Source organism: Lonsdalea populi (assembly GCF_015999465.1).
In the GTDB taxonomy this organism is placed as follows: Bacteria; Pseudomonadota; Gammaproteobacteria; order Enterobacterales; family Enterobacteriaceae; genus Lonsdalea; species Lonsdalea populi.
This window is the reverse complement of sequence record NZ_CP065534.1, coordinates 1,645,673-1,670,752: the sequence shown is the minus strand read 5'-3', so window position 1 is coordinate 1,670,752 and position 25,080 is coordinate 1,645,673. Positions and strand designations below refer to the sequence as shown.

Genomic DNA, 25,080 nt, shown 5'->3' with positions numbered 1-25,080 from the left:
CATTACGCTGTGACGCCAAGCGCTGTTTTGACGTCCTGGGCGATTTTTTCCACTTTCGGTCCGTAAATAACCTGGACGTTATGTTCATTTATGCGCTTGACGCCATTTGCTCCCGTCGTCATCAGGGTGTTATCCACGACCAGGCTGATGTCTTTTACCTGCACGCGCAGCCGGGTAAAGCAGCAGTCCACTTCGGCGATATTGCTCTGGCCGCCCAGCCCGTCGATGATGGTCTGCGTGCGTTCATCCGCGCTGACTGGCGCTGGTGATGCCGCCGATTCAGGCTCCCGTCCCGGTGTCTCAACGTTCATACGCTTAATCACGAACTTGAACGCGGCGTAGTAAATCAGGAAGTAAAACACGCCAAGCAATACCGCATACCACCATTGGGTTTTCAGCCCGCCCAGCACGCCAAACACGACCAAATCGATGGCGCCGCCCTGAATATTGCCGATCATCAGGTGGGCCAGAGACATCAGCATGAAAGACAGGCCGCTGAGTACGGCATGCAGCAGATACAAAACGGGAGAAACAAAGATGAAACAGAATTCGAGCGGTTAGGTGATCCCGGTGGTGAACGACGCCAGTCCCCCGGCCAACATCAACGCTTTCACCCGCTCTTTATGCTCAGGCCGGGCGCACTGATACATCGCCAGCGCCGCGCCGGGAAGGCCAAACATCATGACGGGAATTTTGCCCTGGGCCAGAAACTGGGTGGCGTTACGGATCGCCTCGTCACTGACGGCACCGGGATGCGTCAGCGAGGTGTTGAAGATGTTCAGGGCACCCACCACCGTTTGGCTGTCCACCGTCGCTACGCCGCCGATAGGAGTAAAGCGCACGGTTTCGTTCAGAATATGATGCAGCCCGGTAGGGATAAGAATGCGCTCGGAAAAGCCGTAGAGAAACGCGCCGTACTGGCCGCTGTGGCCGATTAACGCCCCAATCCAGGCGATACCAGCGCCGATGGTCGGCCAAATCAGCGCCAGACCGATCCCCACCAGCGGCAGGCACATCACCGTAATAATGGGCACGAAGCGGCGGCCGCCAAAGAAGCTGATCGCGGTCGGCAATTCGATTGTGTAGAAGCGGTTATGCAACATGACTGTTACCACCCCGGCGATGACCCCGCCCAACACGCTCATATTATAGGTAAAAATACCCAGCGTTTTAGTGAACTCGGCGGCGTACATCAGCGCCGCCGTGCGGTCCATTCCACCTGCCGTCAGCGCCTCCACCGTGGTGGTGACCGGCGTAAGGTGCTGCGCGGTGAGCGTCGCCTGCACGCCGACATGCATGGAAATGAAACCGATGACGGCGGCAAAAGCGGCAGTCGGTTTTTCGGCATTGGCCAGACCTATCGCGCTGGCGACGGCGAAAAACAGCGGTAGATTGGCGAAGAGCGCGCCGGCTATCTGACGAATAAAACCAATGATGAGCTGCGGGATCTGCATGTGGGCGAACGCGTCGCCGGTGACGGCCGGGTTTTGCATCGCTGCCGCCAGCCCCAGGAAAATCCCGGCGGCGGCGATGACCGAAATCGGCATCATGAGTGCCTTACCAAAGGCGTGAACCTTATTGCCAAGATCTTTCATTATTTGCCCTTCCTGTTTTTCATTCTGATTAAGGAATAGCCGGAAAATAACAAAATTTGTATATACAACTAGACAAAAAATTAAGATTCTGCACCCGGTCACACTTTATTTGCGATAAGCCCTCTCTATCTCGCCATAGCCGCATTTGATTAGACGTTCCTGCCCGGCGATCCTAGAATTAACATATAGTCTCAACTTGTTAAAAATCCATTCACATATTCAAAACAATATGGCCAGCACATCCCATGATGAAATTTAAACCAGAAATCAAGCCATACCGCCGCCCCGCAGGGGGCTGGGGCTCGCTGGAAGCCACTACGCGTTACGTTCTTGACAGCAAAGAAGCCTTTAAAAATATCCGCAACTTGATGCGGGTGAATAAACCGCGTGGATTCGACTGCCCCGGCTGCGCCTGGGGCGACGATAACCACAGCACCTTCAGCTTCTGCGAAAACGGCGCTAAAGCCATAAGTTGGGAAGCCACGCGCAAAGCGGTCGGACCTGAGTTTTTCGCCGCCCATAGCGTCAGTTCGCTGCGCCGCCAGAGCGACTATTTTCTGGAATATCAGGGGCGGCTGACACACCCGATGCGCTATGACCACCACACAGACCACTACCTTCCCATCACCTGGGAACAGGCGTTTGCGCTGATCGCACATCATATTCACGGATTGGATAGCCCTAACCAGATGGAGCTGTACACGTCGGGCCGCGCCAGCAACGAAGTCTCATATCTCTATCAACTGTTTGGCCGCATGATGGGCACCAATAATTTCCCGGATTGCTCCAATATGTGCCACGAAGCGAGCGGCACCGGGCTGAAACAGAGCATCGGCATCGGTAAAGGCACCGTGCGGCTGGACGACTTCCACCATGCCGACGCCATTTTGGTGTTCGGCCAGAATCCCGGCACCAACCATCCGCGCATGTTGCACAGCCTGCGCTCCGCCGCCGCCCGCGGCGCTCGCGTGATCACTTTCAATACCCTGCGCGAACGCGGGCTGGAACGCTTTACCGACCCGCAAAACCCGGTAGAGATGCTGACGTCGCTATCGGGCACGATTAGCGATACCTACCTGCAGCCGAATTTAGGCGGGGATATGGCCGCCGTCCGCGGCCTCGTCAAAACCCTGTTGGAAACGCATCGCCAGCGTCTGGCCGCCGGGGAGCCAGGTATCTTCGATCAGACATTTATCGACAGCCACACTGACGGGGTCGAAGCCTATCTTGAGCAGATCGATGCGACGAGCTGGACTCATATCGTCGAACAGTCCGGCCTGAGCGAAGCACAGCTGCGCCACGTCGCCGAGCTATACCTGAACTCCCCGCGCGTGATTTGCACCTGGGCCATGGGCATCACCCAGCATAAGCACTCAGTAGCGACCGTGCGGGAAATCGTCAACCTGCAATTGCTGTTTGGCCAGTTGGGCAAAACGGGCGCAGGCCTGTGCCCCGTTCGCGGCCACAGCAATGTACAGGGCAACCGGACAATGGGGATTGATGAAAACCCCTCGGCGGCGATGTTGGACAGTCTGGCGGCGCATTTCGACTTTACCCCGCCGCGTGAGCACGGCCATAACACCGTTCAGGCGATTGAAGCGATGCTGCGCAATGAGATCAACGTGCTCATTGCGCTAGGCGGGAATTTGGCCGCCGCCGCGCCGGACAGTGCGCGTACTGCAGACGCCATCAGCCGCTGCGATCTGACCGTTTATATCAGCACCAAGCTGAATCGCAGCCATTTGACCACCGGCCGGCAAGAATCCCTGATTCTGCCGACGCTTGGACGGACAGATCAAGATGTTCAGGCGACCGGACCTCAGTACATCACCGTTGAAGACTCTTTCAGCATGGTGCACGCCTCCGAAGGCGTCGGGCGGCCGCTCTCTCCCCAGCAGCGTTCCGAAACGGCCATCGTCGCCGGTATCGCCCACACGGTGATGGGCGACGACAAGGTCGATTGGCTGGCATTGGCGGGAAATTATGATTTGATCCGCGACCACATCGCGGCTACGCTGCCGGGCTTTAACAACTTTAACCAGCGCTGCGCCGAACCGGGTGGCTTCTATCTGGGCAACGCAGCCGCCGAGTTACGCTTTAACACTCCTAGCCAAAAAGCAATGTTCAGCCATGCGCCGCTGCCAGCCAGCGTCGTTCCTGAGCAGAATGGGGGGCGGGCGCCGTTTACCTTGCAGACCCTGCGCTCCCACGATCAGTACAACACAACGATTTACGGACTGGACGACCGTTACCGAGGCGTCTACGGCCAACGTGAAGTGCTGTTCATGCATTCGGAGGACATTGCCGCGCTGGGACTTAAGGACGGCGATCGGGTGGATATCGAGACGTTGTGGCATGACGGCATTACCCGTAAAGTCAGCGGTTTCCGACTGGTTGAATATGCTATCCCGCGCGGGAATCTGGCCGCCTACTATCCGGAAACCAATCCGCTGGTGCCGCTCTCGAGCTATGGCGACCAGACGTTTACTCCGACGTCTAAATCGATTCCCGTGCGCGTTTCCCGTAGCGACGCCGCTTCGCTGAGAAGGATAGCCTGATTATAAGCGCGATCGGCGGCAGGGGGCGCTCATACGCCTTTACGGCCGCCGAAGCCGCGTTTCCCCCCTCTCGCCACAGTCGGCAAATCTTGCGGGAGCCCCCGATCAACGCTTGCCGCCGGGGTATGATTCGCGTAAAACTGTGTGCCGCTAAAGCCACCTATAACCGCATTTCTGGACGCTATGTTTCAAGACAATCCGCTGCTTGCACAGCTTAAACAGCAACTCCATTCTAAGACGCCACGTGTAGAAGGCGTCGTAAAAGGCACCGATAAGGGATTTGGTTTTCTTGAAGCCGAAGCACAGAAGAGCTACTTCATCCCGCCGCCGCACATGAAAAAAGTCATGCACGGCGACCGTATTGTTGCGACGCTGCATACGGAAAAAGATCGCGAAATCGCCGAGCCCGAATCCTTGATCGAACCATTCTTGACTCGCTTCGTGGGCCGCATTCATAAGAAAGACGACCGCCTGACGATCACCCCCGACCATCCTTTGCTGAAAGATGCGATCAACTGCCGTGTGACGCGTCAACTGGACCACGAGATCCACGATGGCGACTGGGCGGTAGCGGAAATGCGTCGCCACCCGCTCAAAGGCGACCGTCATTTCCATGCGGAAATCACAGAATACATCACCACCGGCGACGATCCGCTGGCACCGTGGTGGGTGACGCTGTCACGTCACAGTCTGGAGCGTAACGCGCCGGAGAACGACGCGGCTGAGATAAATGATGGCGTACTGACGCGTGAAGACTTAACCGCGCTGGACTTTGTCACTATCGATAGCGCCAGTACCGAAGATATGGATGACGCGCTGTACGTCCGCGACAACGGCGATGGCACGCTGGAAATGACCGTAGCGATCGCCGATCCGACGGCTTATGTCCCCGCCGATAGCGAGCTGGACGCCATCGCCTGCAAACGTGCTTTCACCAACTATCTGCCCGGTTTCAACATTCCAATGTTACCGCGTCACTTGTCGGACGATATTTGCTCCCTGCGCCCGCAGGAACGCCGTCCGGTCATGGCCTGCCGCGTGACGTTGGCCGCAGATGGGGCGATGAGTGATATCCAGTTCTTCGCCGCCTGGATCGAATCCCGCGCCAAACTGGTCTACGACGACGTGTCTGACTGGCTGGAACAAAAGGGAGAATGGCAGCCCGAGAATGAGGCTATCGCGACCCAGATCCGCCTGCTGCACAAGATGTCGCAACTGCGCAGCGCCTGGCGCGCCACAAACGCGCTGGTATTCAAAGATCGCCCGGACTACCGCTTCCTGCTGGGAGAGAAAGGGGAAGTGCTGGATATCGTGGTCGAACCGCGCCGCATCGCGAATCGCATCGTCGAAGAAGCCATGATCGCCGCTAACGTTTGTGCCGCCATCGTGCTGCGCGAAAAACTGGGCTTTGGCATCTACAACATCCACCACGGGTTCGATCCGGTCACAGTGGAACAGGCCGTCGCCATTCTGGAAAGCAACGAGATTCAGGCCGACGCGCAGCGGATACTAACGCTGGAAGGCTTCTGCGTGTTGCGTCGTCAGTTGGACGCCCTGCCGACGCAGTTCCTGGACAGCCGTATGCGCCGCTTCCAGTCGTTTGCAGAAATCAGCACCAAACCGGGTCCTCATTTCGGCCTGGGCTTAGAAGCCTACGCCACCTGGACATCGCCCATCCGTAAATACGGCGATATGGTGAATCATCGCCTGCTGAAAGCGATTATCACCGGTCAGGCTGCGGAGAAACCGCGGGAAGAGGTCACCGTTCAGTTGGCGGAACGTCGCCGCCTCAATCGTATGGCCGAACGCGACGTCAGCGATTGGCTGTACGCTCGCTACCTGAAGGCGCATGCGGGCACCGACACGCGTTTCTCCGCCGAGATTATGGACGTCACGCGCGGTGGCTTACGGGTTCGTCTGCTGGACAACGGCGCGACGGCATTTATTCCGGCCTCGTTAATCCATTCCGTCCGCGACGAACTGGTATGCAGTCAAGAAACCGGAACCGTCACCATCAAAGGTGAAATCGTCTACCGCCAGAGCGACAAGCTGGATGTGATGTTGAAGGAAGTGCGTCTGGAGACGCGCAGCATCATCGCCAAACCGGCAGCATAAGTCGTTATGACGCCATCAGGGGCTCCCGATGGCGTCAGCTCCCGCCAGATAATCTCATTCCCTTCGTTCTTCGGCTCCTAATCCACTCGTTATCGCCCCACCTTTGCCACCCGCGAGATAGTAAAAAGCGTATTCGCTTTCCCGCTGAACGCCTCTCTCTGCGTGGCAATCAGGTCAGCCATCAACGTCCCACGGGCCGACTGACCCACGTCATGCATCGTTAAAACCCCACATAGCCATTTAAATGTTAAACATAATTTACTGATCAAATATCAGGCTTACCTGCCTTGCTTAATCGACGTAGACTGTAACTGCATATTTTCACAGCAATCATAGAAAGGAAAATTATGAAAAAAATCGCAGCATTATTGTTAATCGCCCTTATAGGCACACTGTCTACATCAGCATTCGCCTGCCCTAAAGGACAGCATCCTTATGGCGGAACGGGGGCCCATCATAAAGGGGGACATTGTTCTTTCTAAACATTAAACCCGCTGTCACAGCGGGTTAACCTTTTCGAGCACCCGCCAACTTTCCTTCCCCCCCTTGAAATCATCAAGCATATTTATGTTTAACCCTTGAATGCGGCAAAGCGAGTCTGCGTCTGAACGGATGCGGCACGGAGGCAAACCTGTTGATATGATTGGACGATGCAAGGGCGATTGTGCGTAAGGCCCACGATGATTTGTCTTCACCGTCATCGTTGCCGACTCATGGGGACTGAAGCCGTATCAAGGCCAGAAGAAATAGCGAAAATGCCGCGAGGAAAACCGGCGGACAGGTCAGTGGGACAAACTAAACGATGGGATGACTAGAATTAAGAGTTTTTACCTATCGAAAATTTTGCCGACATTTATACTGCGCCTCAGGTAACAAAACGTGAGTAAGTTGTAGTTAATTTCACAGAATGATGCCATCACCCTATTTTCTTATGTAAAAGCGGTAATAGACCGCTTATTCCACCATAAGACGGCATCCACAGGAGAAGACCATGAGAGTAAATAAGGCATTGGCAGTGACGGTACTTGCGGTAGTCGTGGCAGGAAGCCTGACCGGTTGTTCCAATATGTCTAAACGAGACCGCAATACGGCCATCGGTGCAGGCGTAGGCGCCGTAGGCGGCGCTGTTTTGACCGGCGGCAGCACGCTCGGTACGCTGGGTGGCGCGGCACTGGGTGGCGTCATCGGCCACGAAGTCAAAAGATAATGCTTATGGGCAGGTTTCCGTTACCGGACCTGCCCATCACTATTTTGCCCGCGTTTATCCCCCCGCCAGCTTCACCTTCATTCCTTTCGCTTCCAGCAGCTGTTTCAGCACGTCGCGCTTATCGCCCTGTATTTCGATCACACCGTCTTTCAGCGAGCCTCCACAGCCGCACTTTTTCTTTAATTCGGCCGCCAGTTTTTGCAATGCGTCATCACCAAGGTCGATGCCGGTAATCACACACACGCCCTTACCTTTACGACCGCTGGTCTGACGCTGGATACGTACGATACCATCGCCTTTTGGACGCTCGGCTGGCGCCGTTTTTTCCGCAACGCGTCCGCTCTCCGTCGAATAAACTAGTGGATTGTCGTCACGAAAATTCATATTGACTCTCCTAACGTCGCCAGAATCGCTTTCAGCTTTTGCGCCGGGTCGGCAGACTGAGTAATCGGACGACCAATCACCATGTAGTCTACTCCGGCCTGCTTCGCCTGTTCTGGAGTCATAATTCTGCGCTGGTCGCCAGCTGCACTGCCGACCGGGCGAATTCCCGGCGTGACCAGCTTGAAGGCCGCGCCACAGCGCTGTTTGAGACGTTCAGCCTCGTGAGCCGAACAAACTACGCCGTCCAGCCCGCACTGCTGCGTGAGCACCCCCAGCCGTTCGGCCTGCTCAGCCGGAGACCGTGTGATCCCCAATCCTTGCAGATCGTCCTCATCCATGCTGGTCAATACCGTAACGGCAATCAGCAAAGGTGCGTCAGCGCCGTACTGCAGCAACGCTTCTTTGGCCGCTTGCATCATGCGCGCGCCGCCGCTGGCATGCACATTAACCATCCACACTCCCAGTTCCGCCGCCGCGGCAACCGCACGCGCTGTCGTATTAGGAATATCGTGAAATTTTAGGTCGAGAAAAACCTCGAAGCCGCGCCGTTGTAAATCGTTGACCAGCTGTGGCCCGAACAACGTAAACATCTCTTTGCCGACTTTCAGCCGGCAGCTTTTAGGGTCAATGCGATCAACGAAATCATAGGCATCGCGCTGGGTGGCGTAATCAAGGGCAACAATAATCGGCGAGGAGTGGGAAGTCTGTTTCTTTGTTACGTTTTGGCCTTTCACTGGCGTTACCCCCGAGGTATCGATATGTATTCAGCGTCGCGGGGAGAAAGACGCCGCACGACAAGTCAACGCACGGCGGAAGCGTCTCCCATCGACATGAGATTGAGCGTAAATTCCCGCCGCATTCTACATGTCCGGACAATGAAATCCCAGCGACTGCTGAACCGCTACGCGTTTGAGCCGACATCTCGCACCATCATCGGATACATGAGAATGTTGTAACTATAAAGAGAGAGGATAGCGCTAAATTGCGCAAGCAGGATGTTATTGACCGTCCAGACCGCGTATCGGTTTGATCGTGGCCCAGGAGCGGCAGGATGGGCAATGCCAGTACAGAGATTGGGAGGCGAAACCGCACTTAAAGCAGCTGTAACGCGGCTTGGTCTGGATTTGTTCACCCACCATGTCGCGCAGCACCATCAGGCTGTCTTTGGCCCGGCCCTCTTCCGCTTCGCTCAGGTGGAAGTCCATTAGCCGGTGGAAAACCCGCATGGTCGGGTGTCGCTGCAACTGGCGGTTGATATAGACCTGCGCCACGTCGGCTCCTTCTTCTTTTTCCATGATATCCGCCAACATCAGGTCGGCGGTGGCACCGGTATTTTCCTCGACGCAGCGTTTCAGAAATATCGCCCATTCCAGCGGCTGTTCCAGGTGTTGATAACATGCCTGAAGCATCGGTAGTGTCTCCGTAACGAAGTCTTTATCCTGATCCAACACCTGCCGCAACGCTGTGACCGCTTTAGCATACTGCTGCTGCGCCATGTAAATGCGGCCCATCATGATGGACGCTCGCGCGCAGAGCTTATCGGACGCAGCCGCTTTCTTCAGCAAAGACAGCGCTTTATCGAGATCGTCACTGCCCATCGCCTGCAACGCCAGCTCACAGTGAAAATGCGCAATCTCGCTGCGCAGACGCTCTTTCCCGAGCTTAACCAGCTTTTCGGCCGTCTCAATCGCGTTCTGCCAGTCGCTGGTCGACTGATGAATCTGCAACAGCTGTTGGAGTGCAGTCAGACGAAAATCGTCCTCGTCCACCAGTTGGTTGAAGATCTCTTCCGCACGGTCATACAGCCCGGCCGTCATATAGTCGCGGCCCAGCTGTTGCACGGCGAGCAGGCGTTGTTCGAAACTGAGGGAGGCGCTTTCAGTCAACGCCTGGTGGATGCGGATAGCCCGATCCACCTCCCCGCGAGAGCGAAACAGGTTACCGAGCGTCAGATGAGCTTCGAAGGTGTTGCTGTCGTCCTTGAGCATGTCAAGAAATAGTTCGACGGCCTTGTCCTGCTGGTTGGACAGCAGAAAGTTCACGCCCGTTACATACTCGCGCGACAGGCGGTTCGCCTCATCCTGTTTGTCCTGCTGTACACTTCTGCGGCCCATGTACCAACCGTATGCGGCAGCAACGGGCAACAGCAGAAACAGCAGTTCAAGCATAGAAAATCATTCCTTAGTGGGTCACAGGCTCGGGAGAGACGGTTTTGCTCTCCGCGGAGTTGGGCAGTTGCTGCTCAAGACGTTTGATTTTACGTTGTTCACGGCCTAGCGCAATGCGTAAGCGCAGATAAAACAGTCCGCAAATGACCCACCCCAGCACGAATCCGGCGGCAAATAACGTCGCTAACAATGTTGACAGACGGTATTGCCCCTGCGCGATGAGGTAACTAAAGGTGACGACCTGATCGTTATGTGCTCCCAGCGTGATAGCCACAATAAAGATCGCCAGCACGAATAAAAAAATAAGCAAATATTTCACGTCTTTTTCCTGTGATATCGCTTGAAATAATGAATTATGCCGAAATCGGCAACGGACCCCATTTAAGTTAGCACTTCCAACCCGACGTGGGAAATTCACGAGAAAAGAGCGGCGGGAGTACAACTGTAAAGGCCGTTTCGGCGTACCTGAGCGGATCTGGGTACGCCATCGCAGACTTAGGTATCGCCATCATGTGACACCGTCACTGCTTGCTAATGCTGCTCAGCATCAACCTCTGCAGCAGTCAAAGGCCCGCACCAGCGAGAAGCCAGCCAGGTCGCGACCAATACCAGCAACCAGCTGATCGCCGTCGCCATCATCAGATCCTGAGGCCAGTGCATGCCTAGCGCTAAACGGCTTCCCATCACTGCCACAGCCCACAGCATGACTATCGTCACGGTAACGTAGTGCCGACGCGCCCACAGCAGACCGACCGCCAACAACGCCCAAGAGGCGGCGAACAACGTATGCCCGGACGGAAAAGCAAAACCGGTTTCGGCCTGCCAGTGGTGACGTAACCATATCGGCAGTTGATTATCGTCTTGCAGTTGGCTTTTAACCAACGCCGACCGCTCGGATCGCGGCAAAGAGTAAAAATAGCGCTCATCGATCTGATAGCTCTTTTCAAGCCACACGACAAACGGTCTGGGTTCCTGAACCCAGCCTTTGATCGCCGATTTTACCCCTTGCCCGATACCGATGGTCACGATCAGAATAGCGAACACGCCCAGCGCCGGTTTTAGGCTGAAACGCAGACACCACAAGAACCAAAGCGACAGCAAAACGCTCGTCACTACGCCCCAGGGTGACGTTACCGTTTCCGTGACCCAAAACAGCACACGCAGCCATCCTCCGGTGAGCAGTGGATGCCACTGCCAGCCGCTCAGCCAGACCCCGAGGGGCATTATCAATAGCAATAGCGCACCAATGGTAACTCTTTTAGTAATTCCGTACATTAATTCTCCCTATAATTCAGAGGGATATAAACCCAATAAAATTTTCCCGATATTACCAGAAAAGAGGACATAGGCGTTTAGTATGACGTAAAATACCTTTCGGTTACGTCAACGGCTTAGTGAGTAAAGTGTAGGCTTTATACGCCTCTTATAAGTCCCACCAGTCTAAAAAACCGCCATTCATCCGGTCTTTTGTTAGCCTGCTATAGAGGTTTCAAGCAAAAGTAGTAGGATGCACTCTGTCTTTTTATGTTGGAGATTAACATGCAGCTAAAACGGGTCGCCGAGGCCAAATTACCCACTCCGTGGGGCGATTTCCTGATGGTAGGCTTTGAAGAAACAGCGACCGGGCATGACCATCTTGCGTTGGTGTATGGCGATATCTCCGGCTCCGAGCCCGTGCTGGCCCGCGTTCATTCTGAATGTCTGACGGGCGATGCGTTGTTTAGTCTGCGCTGTGACTGTGGTTTCCAACTGGAAGCCGCCCTCAATCAGATTGCCGAAGCTGGCCGCGGGGTACTGCTCTATCACCGTCAGGAAGGCCGCAACATCGGTCTGCTGAACAAAATCCGCGCCTATGCCTTGCAGGATAAAGGCGCAGACACCGTCGAAGCGAACCATCAGTTGGGTTTCGCCGCAGATGAGCGCGACTTCACGCCATGTGCGGATATGTTCAAGCTGTTGGGCGTTGCGCAGGTTCGGTTGCTGACCAACAATCCGCAGAAGGTGAAAATTTTGACCGAAGCGGGCATCAACATCGTCGAACGCGTGCCGCTGATTGTGGGGCAAAACCCGAAAAACGAACGTTATATGGCAACCAAAGCCGCCAAAATGGGCCACCTGCTGGAAAGCAAATAACCCTTACGGCGTCAGGGCATTCTCCCTGACGTCCTCTTCTTAGTGTTTGATGATATAAAAATCCCGCGTGTAAAAATTCCCTTGCAGGTCGGTTTTGAATCCCCCTACGTAGGGTTTAACCAGCTGACTACGCACGTAATAGTAAATCGGGATCAGCGGCATTTGTTGCTGAAGGACCACTTCCGCCTGATGATAATTCGCGTTGCGCGCTTCCAGACTTCCGGCATTGATCGCTTTGTCTTGCAATGCATCAAAGGCGGGGTCGCTGAACTTGCCTTGGTTGTTACTGTCATTGCTGCGAAGGGTATTAAAATAAGTAGACGGTTCGTTGTAGTCCGCAACCCATGATGACCTCACCACCTGGAAACGTCCGTTGCGCATCGTATCGAGCATCGTTTTCCACTCTTGATTGACCAACGTCGCCTCTACGCCCAGTGACTGTTTCCACATGGCGCTGGCCGCTATCGCCAGCTTCTGATGAGCCTCAGACGTGTTGTACAGCAGTTCGAAGCGCAAAGGATGATCGGCGCCGAAGCCCGCTTCCTGCAGCAGTTTTTTAGCCTCCGCAATCCGCTGCTGCTGGGTCCAGCCAGCCCAGACGGGCTGGTTGCTGGTATAGCCCGCCATCCCTGGAGGAATATAGTTGTAGGCGGGCTTTTCCCCCATCCCCATCACCTTCTCGGCAATCACCGTTTTGTCCAACGCCAAATCGAGCGCCCGCCGCACGCGCGCGTCGTTAAACGGCGGTTTCTGCGTATTGAATTTATAAAAATAGGTTGAGAGAAACGAAGATACTTTTACCTGCCCCGGCAGCGACCGCTGCAGTGACTTAAATAGCTGCGGCGGTAGCGTATTCGTGATATCGATTTCGCCAGACTTATAGCGATTGGTTTCCGCGGTCGGCGATGGGATCGGCAGATAGGTCACCTTCTCTATCACCGTATGCGCGTTGTCCCAGTAGCGAGGATTGCGCTTTCCCACCAGACGTTCGTTCACCACCCATTCGCTGAGCGTGTAAGGCCCGCTGCTGACAAAATGCCCCGGCTGCGTCCATCTGTCGCCATACTTTTCGACCACCGCTTTGGGTAACGGGGATAATACATAATGCGAGGCCATCGACAGGAAATAGGACAGCGGTTGGTCGAGCGTGATCTGCACCGTTTGCGGATCCAGCGCTTTGATACCCAGTGTCTCTGGGCCTTTTTCGCCACGCGTAATCGCCTCTGCGTTCAGCACATGCATGCTTTGAATAAACGACTGGTACGGCGACACCGTTTTCGGATCGCTGAGGCGACGCCAGCTGAACACGACGTCGTCAGCGGTGATCGGACTGCCGTCAGACCAGGTCAATCCCGGTCGCAGATGGAATGTCCATACCCGATAATCCTTGTTCTCCCAGCGTTCCGCGATACCGCCGCTAAAGGTGCCGTCATCGTTCGCCCAAATCAGATTGTCGAAGAAGTCGTGGATAATGTTGGATTCAACGTCACTTTCCGCCCGATTCGGGTCTAGAGTCGCGGGTTCCGAACCGTTGCCGCGCACCAGTTCCTGCTTGTCCGACAGCACGGTGCCAGCGGGGACCACCGCCGCCTCAGCAGCGGCCCCCATGCTCAACGCGCCCAGCATCACCGCCAGCTTCAGATGTTCCTTTGCCATTGTGTTTCCCTTTTAAACGATGTGATGGTAAAAACTGCGGCCTCAGTGATACGCGATTATTTGACCTTCAACAAGAGGACGTTCGTAAGAACTTACCCATTACAAGTGACAATGTCACTTAGATTTCAGCATATTACGGATGACATAATGCAGAATGCCGCCGTGACGGTAGTAGGTTAGCTCGTTTCCGGTATCAATACGGCAGTGGGTGTTGACCGTCTGCGCTTTGCCCTCTGCTGAGGCGATCGTCACCGCCACCGTGCTGCCGGGTTGCCGGGTTGCAAATCAGTCAGCCCAGCGATGTCGATACGCTCTCCGCCGCGCAGCCCCAATGTTTTGCGGGTCACGCCTGCAGGGAACTCTAAAGGCAGGATCCCCATGCCAATCAGGTTAGAACGGTGGATACGCTCAAACGTTTCTGCGATAACCACACGAATCCCCAGTAAACTCGGTCCTTTAGCGGCCCAGTCTCTGCTTGACCCCGAACCATACTCCTTACCTGCAATGACCGCCAGCGGCACCTGCTCCTGTTGATAGCGCATCGCGGCGTCGTAAATCGCCAGTACCTCCTGCGAGGGAATATGTCGGGTATATCCTCCTTCCGTGCCCGGCACCATTTCATTGCGAATACGGATATTGGCGAACGTTCCGCGCATCATCACTTCGTGATTCCCCCGGCGAGAACCATAGGAGTTAAACGCTTCTGGTTCCACGCCATGCGCCTGCAAATAGCGGCCCGCCGGGCAGTCGGTTTTGATATTTCCCGCAGGAGAAATGTGATCGGTTGTGACGGAGTCGCCCAAAATGGCGAGGATTCTGGCACCGAGAATGTCTTTAACCGATTCCGGCGCGACCTGCATCGTATTGAAAAACGGCGTTTGACGGATGTAGGTGGAGTCGGCCGCCCAGGCATAAGTCGGCGCATTGCCGACCGCGATTGCCCGCCACTCTGCCGTCCCTAAAAAGACTTCGGCGTACTCGCGACGAAACATATCGGTACTGACCATTTGAACCGCGTCAGTCACTTCTTTCGCGGAAGGCCAGATATCGCGCAGATAAACCGGCTGGCCTTTGTCATCCTCGCCCAGCGGATCACGGCTGAGATCCACCGTCATGTTGCCTGCCAAAGCATAGGCCACCACCAGCGGCGGAGACGCCAGCCAGTTAGTTTTCACCAGGGGATGAATGCGGCCTTCAAAGTTGCGGTTGCCGGACAGCACCGCGCCGACGGTCAAGTCGCTTTGTCGGATCGCGGCTTCAATCGGCGCGGGCAATGGCCCGGAGTTGCCGATACAGGTGGTGCACCCATACCCCACCAGATTAAAGCCCAGCCGATCCAGCGCAGCGGTAAGCCCGGCGCGCGCCAGATATTCCGTGACGACCCGTGAACCGGGCGCGAGCGACGTTTTCACCCACGGACGAGTCCGCAGTCCGCGCGCTACGGCGTTGCGCGCCAGCAGACCCGTCGTCATCATGACATTGGGGTTAGAGGTGTTGGTGCAGGAAGTGATGGCTGCGATAACGACAGCCCCCTCCCTCAACGCATGCGTTTCACCGGCCAGCGTGAACATTGGCGCGGGACTCTGCGATGGCGGGTTGGCATTGAGAACCAGCTCCCGGCTTGCCTGAAAAGCCGCAGGCACACCCGCCAATGCAACGCGATCCTGCGGTCGTTTAGGGCCGGCCAGACTGGTTTCCACCTCGGCCATATCCAACTCAAGCTGGCTGGTAAAACGAGGTTCGTCACCCGGATTTCGCCACAGCCCCTGGCGCTTACAGTAGCTTTCCACCAGCGCGATCTGCTCTTCGCTGCGATGGGTCAGGCGGAGGTAATCCAACGTCACTTCATCGACCGGGAAAAAGCCGCAGGTCGCGCCATACTCCGGGGCCATGTTGCCCAACGTCGCCCGATCGGCCAGCGGTAAATGGGCCAGACCGTCGCCGTAAAACTCCACGAATTTTCCGACGACGCCATGCTTGCGCAGCATCTGAGTGACCGTCAGCACCAGGTCGGTCGCGGTGATGCCTTCGCGCAATCGCCCCATCAGCTTGAATCCCACGACGTCCGGGATCAGCATGGATATGGGCTGACCCAGCATTGCCGCTTCAGCTTCGATACCGCCGACGCCCCAGCCCAATACGCCCAGACCATTTACCATCGTCGTATGGGAATCTGTACCGACCAAGGTATCCGGATAGGCGATCCGACGCTCCCCATCCTGTTCAAACCAGACGGTTTTAGCCAAATACTCCAGATTCACCTGATGACAGATGCCGGTGCCGGGCGGTACCACGCTGAAGTGACGGAAGGCTTTCTGCCCCCATCGCAGAAACTTATAGCGCTCGTGATTGCGTGTCATTTCCAGCCGTGTATTTTTCTCCAGCGCGTCTTTTTTACTGAAATGGTCCACCGTCACCGAATGGTCGATCACCAGATCGACCGGAGCCTGCGGATTGACCCTGTCGACATCGCCGCCGAGCCGCCGCACGGCATCCCGCATCGCTGCTAAATCGACCACTGCGGGTACGCCGGTGAAGTCCTGCATCAGCACGCGTGCGGGTCGGTAGGCAATCTCCCGATCGCCGTGAGTGCTGGCTTGCCAAGCGACCAGCGCGCACAGATCGGCATCACCGATGCTATCGCCGTCGTAGAATCGCAGTACGTTTTCAAATAATACTTTGAGGGATTTAGGTAAAGCGTCTAGGTTGCCCCAGCGCTCGGCGGCCAACGTCAGACTAAAGAAATGATAGGTGTGCTGACCGGCGGTCAGCGTTTCCATGCGGGCATGGCGATGTTGTGTTGACATGCTTCCTCCAGGCTAATGCGTAACTATCCTGCGAGGCGCCGTCATGGCAGAACAGGACGCTCGCGCCAGCGGCGCAGGAGTGCCATATTTGATGGCGACCAGCAGACAATGACCGGCTTCTGCTTGTGGTTTTATTTAAAGATAACACAAACAAATAATAACTTTTCCATAACAATGGTCGTTATTATAACGATAGGGATAAACTGGAAATATGGCGCTGCCCTTGGCATTTCGTGAGGAAAAGCAGAGAAAAATCGGTTCAAGATCACGCCTATCAGCGTTAAGAAAGACAGACACGAATTAGTTTTTACTGTAAATAATATGCGAGGCAACGCACATCACGCCTCAACGATTTCTCGCCATAATGCTGAAGCAGCCTACAACAAAAACAACACACCGATATAAATGGCAGTTTTTACGGAAGGAACGACGTATGAAACTCTATTACACCCCTGGTAGTTCCGCACTGTTTCCTCACATCATCCTGTGCGAAACACGCGCGCACTTCACCCTCGAGCGGGTGGACCTGCACACCAAGACGACCGAACAAGGCCGGGATTACCTGCACATCGCGCCTAAAGGGTTAGTCCCGGCGCTGGAGCTGGACGACGGCAGCGTTCTCACCGAAGCCGTCGCCATCGGGCTCTATCTGGCGGACAAAGCGCCGCAATACAACCTTATTGCGCCTCCCGATACGATTCATCATTACCATGCCATCGAGTGGTTGAACTACATCGCAATGGAAGTGCATAAGACGGTCTCGCCGCTGTTCCGTTCCGGCACCCCGGAATCTTACAAAGATTTGATGAGAAGCTACCTGAAGCAACGATTTAATTATCTGAATACGGTGTTGAGCGAGCACGACTACCTCATCGGCAATCGATTTGGCGTCGCCGATGCGTATTTATTCACCATCGCCCGTTGGGCGCATAAGTTGAAATTCAATTTGAGCGCGTTCCCGGCACTGAACAACTACATTGAGCGTGTAGGTAACCGGCCGTCGGTAGAGAAAGCGATGACGGCGGAAGGACTTGAGCTCATTACCTGAGCAACGTACTTTTCGAGTCAAAAAAGGGGAAAACATCGCGTTCTCCCCTTTTTTATTTTTTCCAGATGACGCCTTAACTGAGACGAACGGCCTGGAAGTGATGGCGAGGATGTGCGATCCCCTCCTGTGCCGCCACCGGTTGAAGCTCATGCTCTTTCATTTCGCTCGTCATGAGCATGACTTCGTACACCGCGGCCGTCGTGTGCTCCAGCGCTTTCTCCAGCGCAACGCCTTTGAGCAAGTTCACCAATAGTAACCCGCTGGTCAAATCGCCCACGCCCACAGGCTGTTTTTCGCCAAAATCCACCAGTGGCCGGCTGATATGCCAGGCTTCCGTCGCCGTCACCAACAGCATTTCGAAGCTGTCCTGACGGTAGGCCGCGCGGCTAAGATGTTTCACCAGCACCAACTTCGGACCTCGCCGACACAGCCCACGAGACGCCGATACTGCTTCATCAACGTTGTGCACCGTGCATCCGCTCAGGAGTTCCAGTTCAGGTAGGTTGGGAGCAATGGCGTCACTGACTAATAACGACTGGTTACAGTGGAAGTCCGTCACGCCGGGGGCGACGATACAGCCTTTCTCAGGCGTCCCCATCACCGGGTCACAGAAATAGATCGCATTCGGGTTAGCTGCTTTAACCTGACGAACGATATCCAGTATGTGCGCGCCCTGCTCGGGTGAGCCGATGTAGCCGCTCAATACCGCGTCACAGTCCTTCAGTCGGCCAATATTGCTGATGCCCTGCACAATTTCCGTCAGATGTTCAGCAGGCATGACGCAGCCCGTCCACTGTCCGTACTGGGTATGATTGGAAAACTGCACCGTGTTCAACGGCCAGACGTTAACGCCCATGCGACGCATCGGAAACTCGGCGGCGCTGTTGCCGGCATGGCCGAAAACGACGTGAGACTGGATCGACAGTATATTTTTCATGAACGATTGCTACCCTTGCCCCTGTGTTGCGATTTTTCCCGTTATAAAATGAGTAAAGGGAGCATCGCGCTCCCTTCAAAAAACGATCATGCTTTCCAGCAAACCAGACAGTAATGTTTCTTACCACGGCGCAACAGCGTGTAACGACCATATAAACGGTCTTCCTCACTGAAGGTGTATTCCGCGTTGCTCTGCTTTTCACCGTTCACAGAAACGGCGTTGGATGAAATCATCGTCCGGGCCTGACCGCGTGACGGCACCAGCTCCGCGCTGACCAACGCCTGCTGGAGGTCGGCGCCTTTTTCCAGCTCAATGGTCGGCATTCCATCCTGCGCCAGCTGGGAGAAGTCTTCCGCCGTCATGTCCTGCAACGCGCCGGAGAACAGGCTGTCTGTGATACGGCGCGCCGCGGCCAGACCTTCGTCGCCATGCACCATCTGAGTCACCAGCTCAGCCAGTACGTACTGCGCGCGCGGTGCCTTATCACTGTTGCAATCTTCTTTTTCCAGGGCATTAATCTCTTCGATGCTCAGGAAGGTAAAGAATTTCAGGAAGCGATAGACGTCGGCATCGGCGGTGTTGATCCAGAATTGGTAGAATTTGTAGGGGCTGGTTTTGCTGGCATCAAGCCATACCGCACCGCCTTCGGTTTTCCCGAATTTCGTGCCGTCCGCTTTCGTGATCAGCGGAACCGTCAGGCCGAAGACCTGTTTTTGATTCATGCGACGCGTCAGGTCGATACCGGAAGTGATGTTGCCCCACTGGTCGGAACCCCCAATCTGCAGCTCGACGCCGTGCGCGCTGTTCAGCGAGGTAAAGTCGTAACCCTGCAGCAAGTTGTAGGAGAATTCGGTAAAGGAGATGCCTACGTCGTCTCGGTTGAGACGTTGTTTGACCGCTTCTTTGTTAATCATCTGGTTCACTGAGAAGTGTTTACCGATATCACGCAGGAACGTCAGTACGTTCATGGAGCCGAACCAATCATAGTTGTTGGCGGCGATTGCGCTGTTTTCGCCGCAGTCGAAGTCCAGGAACGGCGCGACCTGACGTCGGATTTTTTCCACCCACTCATTCACGGTGCCTTCGGTATTCAGCTTTCGTTCCGTCGCTTTAAAGCTCGGATCGCCAATCAGACCGGTGGCGCCACCCACCAGCGCCACCGGTTTGTGGCCCGCCATCTGGAAACGTTTCAGGCAGAGCAGCGGAACCAGATGCCCCAAATGCAAGCTGTCGGCGGTCGGATCGAAACCGCAATACAGTGCAATCGGCCCTTGCGCCAGTCGCTCTGCTAACGCTTCCTCATCCGTTACCTGAGCCACGAGGCCCCGCTCTTGCAATTGTTTTACCAGGTTACTACTCGCCATTGAGAACTCCATTTTATAAAAAATCGTGTCGTTTCCCCGGCGTTGAACTGCCGGACAACGTACTGGTGCCATAATTCCAACCACGTTGGAACAAAGGATAACCGTCGAATCTGATGCTATATGATAAGCCGCCGATCGCTGTGCGCGGCAGAAAACGCCATAGAATAAAGCGCGGCTAGCGGGAGCGCCAGAGGCTTGTGCAGGTTTTCGTCCGTTACGGCGCGAGACGGTCTATTTGCCAGCCGTTTTCCTGACGTTGATAGAGAAAACGATCGTGCAGACGGTGCGTTCCGCCCTGCCAAAACTCCATGCTGTCGATATGCACGCGGTAGCCTCCCCAAAAACTGGGCAGCGGCACTTCACCGTGTTGAAACTTTTGCTTCAACTCCAGAAATTTGCTTTCGAGGATACCGCGCGCAGAGATACGGCTGGACTGTCTTGACACCCACGCGCCAATTTGGCTGTCTTTGGGACGGCTATTGAAGTATTTCAACACCTCCAACGTCGGGAGTTTTTCCGCGTGGCCGAGCACCGCCACCTGACGATCCAACATCTGCCATGGGAAAAGCAGGCTGATGCGGGCATTGTTGGACAACTGCTGCGCTTTACGGCTGCCGAGGTTGGTATAAAACACCATGCCCTGGCGATCAAAATGTTTCAGCAGCACAATACGTTGATAAGGTTGACCCGTTTCATCCACCGTGGCGACACACATGGCGGTGGGATCGCTCAACCGAGCATCGCAGGCCTGTTTCAACCAGTGTTCGAACATATCTAACGGATCTTCTGTCAAATCGCGACGATGCAGCCCCCCTTGAGTATATTCGCGGCGTAAATCTGCAATATCGATTTGCGCGGCGGGGGCATCGGGCGCTATCGTTACCTTATTACGTGAGGGTTCGTTTTCCGTTGTCATTGCGTCCTTCCATCACACAAACGGGTATCAAAGTAAAATCATTCTGCGCCCGCGGGGTGAAAATCTCAACGTTGATAGCCCCTTGTCTGCCCGTTACCTCAGTACACAGTCATCCACGATCAACTTGCCGTCCCGTTGGATGGCGGCCCGATTGCCGTTGCGCACAAATGTATAGTTATCATTGCTGTATCGTTTTCCTGAGCCATCCGCGACCTGCCGTAAGTGAAGCCGTTCGCCGTCGAGGAAGAATGCGACCTGCTCGTGACCCTGCATCTGCGTTTGGGTCACCGTCAGCGGCATCGTCCCACATTGATAGTGCATGACGTTATCCTGACCATGCCTGAATTGACTACAGCCGCTCAAAAGCAACAGCGCCGCCCCCGTCAGCAACATACTGTTCATAGCTATCTCCCATTGTGATTATTGGACCGGAAAGCAGTCTATCAACCGACCGGATGGGATCAGCTCAGCAAAGTCTGATTAGTCGACATCGTAGGATAGATCGCGCCCAATATCGTTTCCCGGCTAGCGCCGGTCACAGACGGCAGATTTCCGGGCAAGCCCGAGAGCGTACGGTAGGCCAGCCAGGCAAAAGCCAAGGCTTCCATGTCATCTCCGCTAATGCCAAATGCATCGGTCGCGCTGACGGCGGTCTCCGGCAACAGAGCGGACAGCCGTTGCATCAAGAGTGGGTTACGCGCCCCGCCGCCGCAGACCAGTAATCGTTCGGCTCCACCAGACTGCGTAATCTGCTGGGTGATGCTGACCGCAGAGAGCTCCGCGAGCGTAGCCTGGACATCGGCCGGTTCGACCTCAGGAAATGACGCCCGCTGTTGTTCAAGCCAACGTAGATTGAAATATTCTCGGCCCGTGCTCTTAGGCGCAGGCAGCGAAAAATAGGGATCGCTCAGCATTCGCTGCAACAACCCGTTATGCACTCTGCCGCTCAGCGCCCACGCGGCGTCTTTGTCGTAGGGTAATGACTGATGCTGGCGAATCCATGCATCCAGCAGCATGTTGCCGGGCCCGGTATCAAAGCCGGAGACCGGTTGCCCCGGCAGCAGCAGAGAAAGATTAGCGATACCGCCGATATTGAGGACGACTCGCCGTTCGGTGTCACAACTCAGCAACGCGTGATGAAAAGCCGGAACCAACGGTGCGCCTTGCCCACCCAACGCCATGTCACGCCGACGAAAATCCCCCACCGTCGTGATACCGGTCAAGGCTGCGATCTGATTGTTGTCTCCAATTTGCATCGTACAGGGGGCTTCGCCTTGAGGCTCGTGCCACACCGTTTGACCATGGCACCCGATGGCCGTAATGTCTCCCGCCTGGAGCGAAGTCTGCGCCAACAGCGTCTGAACCGCTTCGGCGAACAGCATCCCCAATTGAGTATCCAACTGCCCCACCGCTGACAATGTCACCGTCTGCCCCTGGCACATACCGAGAATCGCCTGTTTTATCGCTTCGGGCATCGAGTGGCAATGACTGGCTAGCTGAACCACGCGCCCTTCGCCTATCTTAGCCATAACGACATCGATGCCATCCAGGCTAGTGCCTGACATCACTCCTATATATCTGCCTGACTGCATGTGTGTTTACCTGTGCCTATAGTTAACAGTAAGTTACTCTTATCGCTAACGTTAAGTCTTAGAAAATAGTCAATCAAAAAAGCAGGTTACCTTTTTTGATGACATGAAATACAGTGTTCCGCTACCCTCATTCCGGGCAACGAGCCTAACTTTGACGGAAATTATGGTCATGGGGAGTTCTAACGGGAACTTTGTAGCGCGTATATCATCAATTTAAGCGCAGTATTTTAACTTAGTGTTTAAAGTGGAATAGCGCTGAGAACAGACCATAATTTAAACATACACCTTTATCTTCGCCGGCACCCGGCTGTGCCAGCCCGACATAGTCATTAGGAGTTTTTTATGATGAAGCGTTTCATTGTCATTGCCATCGCAAGCACCACACTGGCTGGCTGCGCAAACACCAGCACGTTATCAGGCGATGTCTACAGCGCATCGGAAGCTAAGCAGGTTCAGACCGTAACTTACGGTACGGTAGTCTCCACTCGTCCAGTCCAGATCCAGGCAGGTGAAGACAGCAACGTTATTGGCGCTGTAGGCGGCGCGGTTCTCGGCGGATTCCTGGGGAATACTATCGGCGGCGGTACAGGGCGAAGCCTGGCAACGGCAGCGGGCGCTGTCGCAGGCGGCGTGGCCGGGTCGAGCATAGAAGGCGCGGCAAATCGTACCCAAGGCGTGGAACTTGAAATTCGCCGGGATGACGGCAGCACCATTATGGTCGTTCAGAAACAAGGAAATACCCGCTTTTACGCTGGTCAACGTGTCGCAATGGCAAACAACGGTCGAACCCTGACGGTTTCCCCTCGTTAACCCTAAACAAACACAATCACCACCCATAGGGGGGGTGATTGTGTACTTCAATTAATTGTTGATAAACCGTTCAGCCAACTCTCGTCAATAAACGATGGCGCAAATTACTCTCTTAATTACTTATCCATTTTAGAAATGCATTTAATTAAGATTGGCTCTCATGTAATGACAGTATATTTTTTTCCAATCGAGATATAATTACAGTTAATTTATTTACTTCCTCTGGCGTAATGCCATCCAGTATTTCACTGCGCGTTTGTTGTATAACATCATTCACCGCCACAATGATTGGATCAGCCATTTCAGTCAAAAGAATACGCTTTGCGCGTCTATCGTGCGTACAAATATGTCTCGTGATCAGCCCTTTATCTTCCAGTTGGTCTAATGTGCGAACTAATGAGGGCTGCTCAATACCAATCGCTTTCGCTAGCTGGATTTGAGACTGTCCGGGCGGCAGTTCATGTATATTATGCAAAGTGACCCAATGTGTCTGGGTCAAGTCCAAAGGCTTTAAACGTTGATCAATCAAAGCGCGCCAAACACGTACCAACCGAGCTAAATCAGATCCTAATGGCAATTCCATCACCTCTCCTTATAATTAGCAGACTAAGTTATATCCCTGGATTGCAACCATTTCTGATTTAATAGAAAAGAAAATAAGAAGTTAAATTTTGTTTTAAAAACGCAAGAGATCTTACCAAATAATCATTAATTAAAAATGATCTTACACTTGATTTTTGGCATTAAACAGCACAACAAACATTAAAACAAGGGAGTTTGTTTCGACTCTGTTGAAGGTAATGGTTGTTCTACTCTCTCGTACCGCTTCATTCTTTGTCGGCATAGCCTCAAAACATTCTGTTTTTCAGCATCGCTCATCTGTGTCCAGTTAAAACGTTCGGTCCGACTACGGAAACATCCGTGGCAAAAACCACGTTCATTAGCTTGGCAGATACCACGACAGGGATTAGGTACAGGAAAAAGTTCAAGCTGCTCAGCCACGGGACCTCCTCATCGGATCCCTTTATTGAACCGTTGTTCGCCATGGCAGGCAAGCGTTCGTTGCCGATATATTGAAAAACAGTTCAGATAATTGACTAACCGTCCCCAATTCTTAGCAGACAATAACAGGTCAGATACTCTTCTGTCGATGAAATCCCTCAAATCGCATACACCAGTTTTCACTCATTAAACAGAGTATTAACACATTAAAAATTAATGATTTGGACTGAAATTTTTATGAACGCTATACTTTGCAAACTATTTCCCGTGGTACACGGTGATGGTAACTGGCAAAGCCGAATAAGAGGAAATTATGCGTTTACTTCATACCATGCTGCGTGTTGGCGATTTACAACGTTCCATTAACTTTTATACCCAGGTATTGGGCATGCGCCTGTTACGCACGAGCGAAAATACGGAATACCGCTATTCATTAGCTTTTGTGGGGTATACGGAAGAAAGTGAAGGTGCTGTGATTGAGTTAACGTATAACTGGGGCGTCGAGAGCTACGATTTGGGCTCGGCCTATGGGCACATCGCGCTGGGTGTAGATGACGTGGCAGCCACCTGTGACCGCATTCGCCAGGACGGCGGAAAGGTGACTCGTGAAGCCGGCCCGGTCAAAGGCGGGACTACCATTATCGCCTTCGTTGAAGATCCTGATGGTTATAAAATAGAGCTGATTGAAAACAAACATGCCGGCCAGGGCTTGGGCAACTAACCTATCCTACTGACGGGCGCGCAGCCGCGTCCGTCGCCTCTGCATTACTGCATCGCCTTCAAAAATT

General features: G+C 54.3%; 20 protein-coding genes and 2 pseudogenes. 7 read left to right on the top strand and 15 right to left on the bottom strand.

From position 1 onward, the window contains the following. Positions 1-2 precede the first annotated feature (2 nt). Positions 3-1,595: pseudogene (locus I6N93_RS07260) on the bottom strand (PTS transporter subunit EIIC). Positions 1,596-1,843: 248 nt separating this feature from the next. Between I6N93_RS07260 and I6N93_RS07255 the strand changes: the two are divergent. The 3 genes from I6N93_RS07255 (at position 1,844) to osmB (ending at position 7,475) form a co-directional block, all read left to right on the top strand. Beyond that, positions 1,844-4,153, top strand: coding sequence for an FdhF/YdeP family oxidoreductase (locus I6N93_RS07255; RefSeq protein ID WP_085684513.1), 2,310 nt, complete (start codon positions 1,844-1,846; stop codon positions 4,151-4,153). A gap of 183 nt (positions 4,154-4,336) precedes the next feature. Further along, the gene (locus I6N93_RS07250; protein ID WP_085684333.1) at positions 4,337-6,268 is read left to right on the top strand and encodes an exoribonuclease II; all 1,932 of its coding nucleotides are present in this window, start codon (positions 4,337-4,339) and stop codon (positions 6,266-6,268) included. A 991-nt stretch (positions 6,269-7,259) separates the two neighbouring features. Beyond that, positions 7,260-7,475, top strand: coding sequence for an osmotically-inducible lipoprotein OsmB (osmB, locus tag I6N93_RS07245; RefSeq protein ID WP_085684335.1), 216 nt, complete (start codon positions 7,260-7,262; stop codon positions 7,473-7,475). A gap of 54 nt (positions 7,476-7,529) precedes the next feature. On the opposite strand, the gene yciH is transcribed toward osmB, so the two are convergent. The 5 genes from yciH to pgpB form a co-directional block, all read right to left on the bottom strand. Beyond that, positions 7,530-7,859 (bottom strand): stress response translation initiation inhibitor YciH, encoded by a 330-nt coding sequence (gene yciH, locus I6N93_RS07240; RefSeq protein ID WP_085684337.1) that lies wholly within the window; start codon positions 7,857-7,859, stop codon positions 7,530-7,532. Beyond that, entirely contained in the window at positions 7,856-8,593 is a 738-nt protein-coding gene (gene pyrF, locus I6N93_RS07235) for an orotidine-5'-phosphate decarboxylase (protein ID WP_085684339.1), read from the bottom strand. The genes yciH and pyrF overlap by 4 nt, the downstream gene beginning before the upstream one ends. Before the next feature lie 264 nt (positions 8,594-8,857). Next, entirely contained in the window at positions 8,858-10,027 is a 1,170-nt protein-coding gene (gene lapB, locus I6N93_RS07230) for a lipopolysaccharide assembly protein LapB (protein ID WP_085684341.1), read from the bottom strand. Between the two features lie 13 nt (positions 10,028-10,040). Then, positions 10,041-10,346: a LapA family protein gene (locus tag I6N93_RS07225; protein WP_085684343.1), complete on the bottom strand. Its 306-nt coding sequence runs from the start codon at positions 10,344-10,346 to the stop codon at positions 10,041-10,043. 212 nt (positions 10,347-10,558) lie between these two features. Next, positions 10,559-11,302, bottom strand: coding sequence for a phosphatidylglycerophosphatase B (gene pgpB, locus I6N93_RS07220; RefSeq protein ID WP_085684345.1), 744 nt, complete (start codon positions 11,300-11,302; stop codon positions 10,559-10,561). A 264-nt stretch (positions 11,303-11,566) separates the two neighbouring features. On the opposite strand from pgpB, the gene ribA reads away from it, so the two are divergent. Then, complete coding sequence (gene ribA, locus I6N93_RS07215) at positions 11,567-12,160, top strand: GTP cyclohydrolase II (RefSeq protein ID WP_085684347.1); 594 nt, start codon at positions 11,567-11,569, stop codon at positions 12,158-12,160. A 39-nt stretch (positions 12,161-12,199) separates the two neighbouring features. Here the strand turns inward: ribA and I6N93_RS07210 are convergent, their stop codons facing one another. After that, entirely contained in the window at positions 12,200-13,816 is a 1,617-nt protein-coding gene (locus I6N93_RS07210; protein WP_085684349.1) for an ABC transporter substrate-binding protein, read from the bottom strand. Between the two features lie 114 nt (positions 13,817-13,930). Further along, positions 13,931-16,623 (bottom strand): annotated as a pseudogene (gene acnA / locus I6N93_RS07205) (aconitate hydratase AcnA). A gap of 433 nt (positions 16,624-17,056) precedes the next feature. Here acnA and gstA point away from each other — a divergent pair. Further along, positions 17,057-17,671, top strand: coding sequence for a glutathione transferase GstA (gene gstA / locus I6N93_RS07200; protein ID WP_085684351.1), 615 nt, complete (start codon positions 17,057-17,059; stop codon positions 17,669-17,671). 73 nt (positions 17,672-17,744) lie between these two features. On the opposite strand, the gene pdxY is transcribed toward gstA, so the two are convergent. From pdxY to anmK, 5 genes are all read right to left on the bottom strand, one after another. Next, complete coding sequence (gene pdxY, locus I6N93_RS07195; protein WP_085684353.1) at positions 17,745-18,608, bottom strand: pyridoxal kinase PdxY; 864 nt, start codon at positions 18,606-18,608, stop codon at positions 17,745-17,747. 86 nt (positions 18,609-18,694) lie between these two features. Then, positions 18,695-19,972, bottom strand: a complete 1,278-nt coding sequence (gene tyrS / locus I6N93_RS07190) for a tyrosine--tRNA ligase (RefSeq protein WP_085684354.1) — start codon at positions 19,970-19,972, stop codon at positions 18,695-18,697. Between the two features lie 214 nt (positions 19,973-20,186). After that, positions 20,187-20,888, bottom strand: coding sequence for a pyridoxamine 5'-phosphate oxidase (gene pdxH, locus I6N93_RS07185; RefSeq protein WP_085684356.1), 702 nt, complete (start codon positions 20,886-20,888; stop codon positions 20,187-20,189). Positions 20,889-20,981: 93 nt separating this feature from the next. Beyond that, positions 20,982-21,290 (bottom strand): MliC family protein, encoded by a 309-nt coding sequence (locus I6N93_RS07180; protein ID WP_167459548.1) that lies wholly within the window; start codon positions 21,288-21,290, stop codon positions 20,982-20,984. 59 nt (positions 21,291-21,349) lie between these two features. Then, a complete protein-coding gene (gene anmK, locus I6N93_RS07175) occupies positions 21,350-22,480 on the bottom strand; it encodes an anhydro-N-acetylmuramic acid kinase (RefSeq protein ID WP_085684358.1) in 1,131 nt (376 codons plus the stop codon). A gap of 342 nt (positions 22,481-22,822) precedes the next feature. Here anmK and I6N93_RS07170 point away from each other — a divergent pair, with 342 nt between their 5' ends. After that, complete coding sequence (locus tag I6N93_RS07170) at positions 22,823-23,290, top strand: outer membrane lipoprotein (protein ID WP_085684360.1); 468 nt, start codon at positions 22,823-22,825, stop codon at positions 23,288-23,290. Positions 23,291-23,435: 145 nt separating this feature from the next. Here I6N93_RS07170 and slyA read toward each other — a convergent pair whose 3' ends face one another. Together slyA and I6N93_RS07160 are read right to left on the bottom strand one after the other, a co-directional pair. Continuing rightward, complete coding sequence (gene slyA / locus I6N93_RS07165; RefSeq protein WP_026740287.1) at positions 23,436-23,873, bottom strand: transcriptional regulator SlyA; 438 nt, start codon at positions 23,871-23,873, stop codon at positions 23,436-23,438. 179 nt (positions 23,874-24,052) lie between these two features. Beyond that, positions 24,053-24,292, bottom strand: coding sequence for a DUF1289 domain-containing protein (locus tag I6N93_RS07160; RefSeq protein WP_085684362.1), 240 nt, complete (start codon positions 24,290-24,292; stop codon positions 24,053-24,055). 313 nt (positions 24,293-24,605) lie between these two features. Here I6N93_RS07160 and gloA point away from each other — a divergent pair, with 313 nt between their 5' ends. Further along, the gene (gene gloA / locus I6N93_RS07155; RefSeq protein WP_085684364.1) at positions 24,606-25,013 is read left to right on the top strand and encodes a lactoylglutathione lyase; all 408 of its coding nucleotides are present in this window, start codon (positions 24,606-24,608) and stop codon (positions 25,011-25,013) included. The last annotated feature ends 67 nt before the right edge of the window (positions 25,014-25,080 follow it).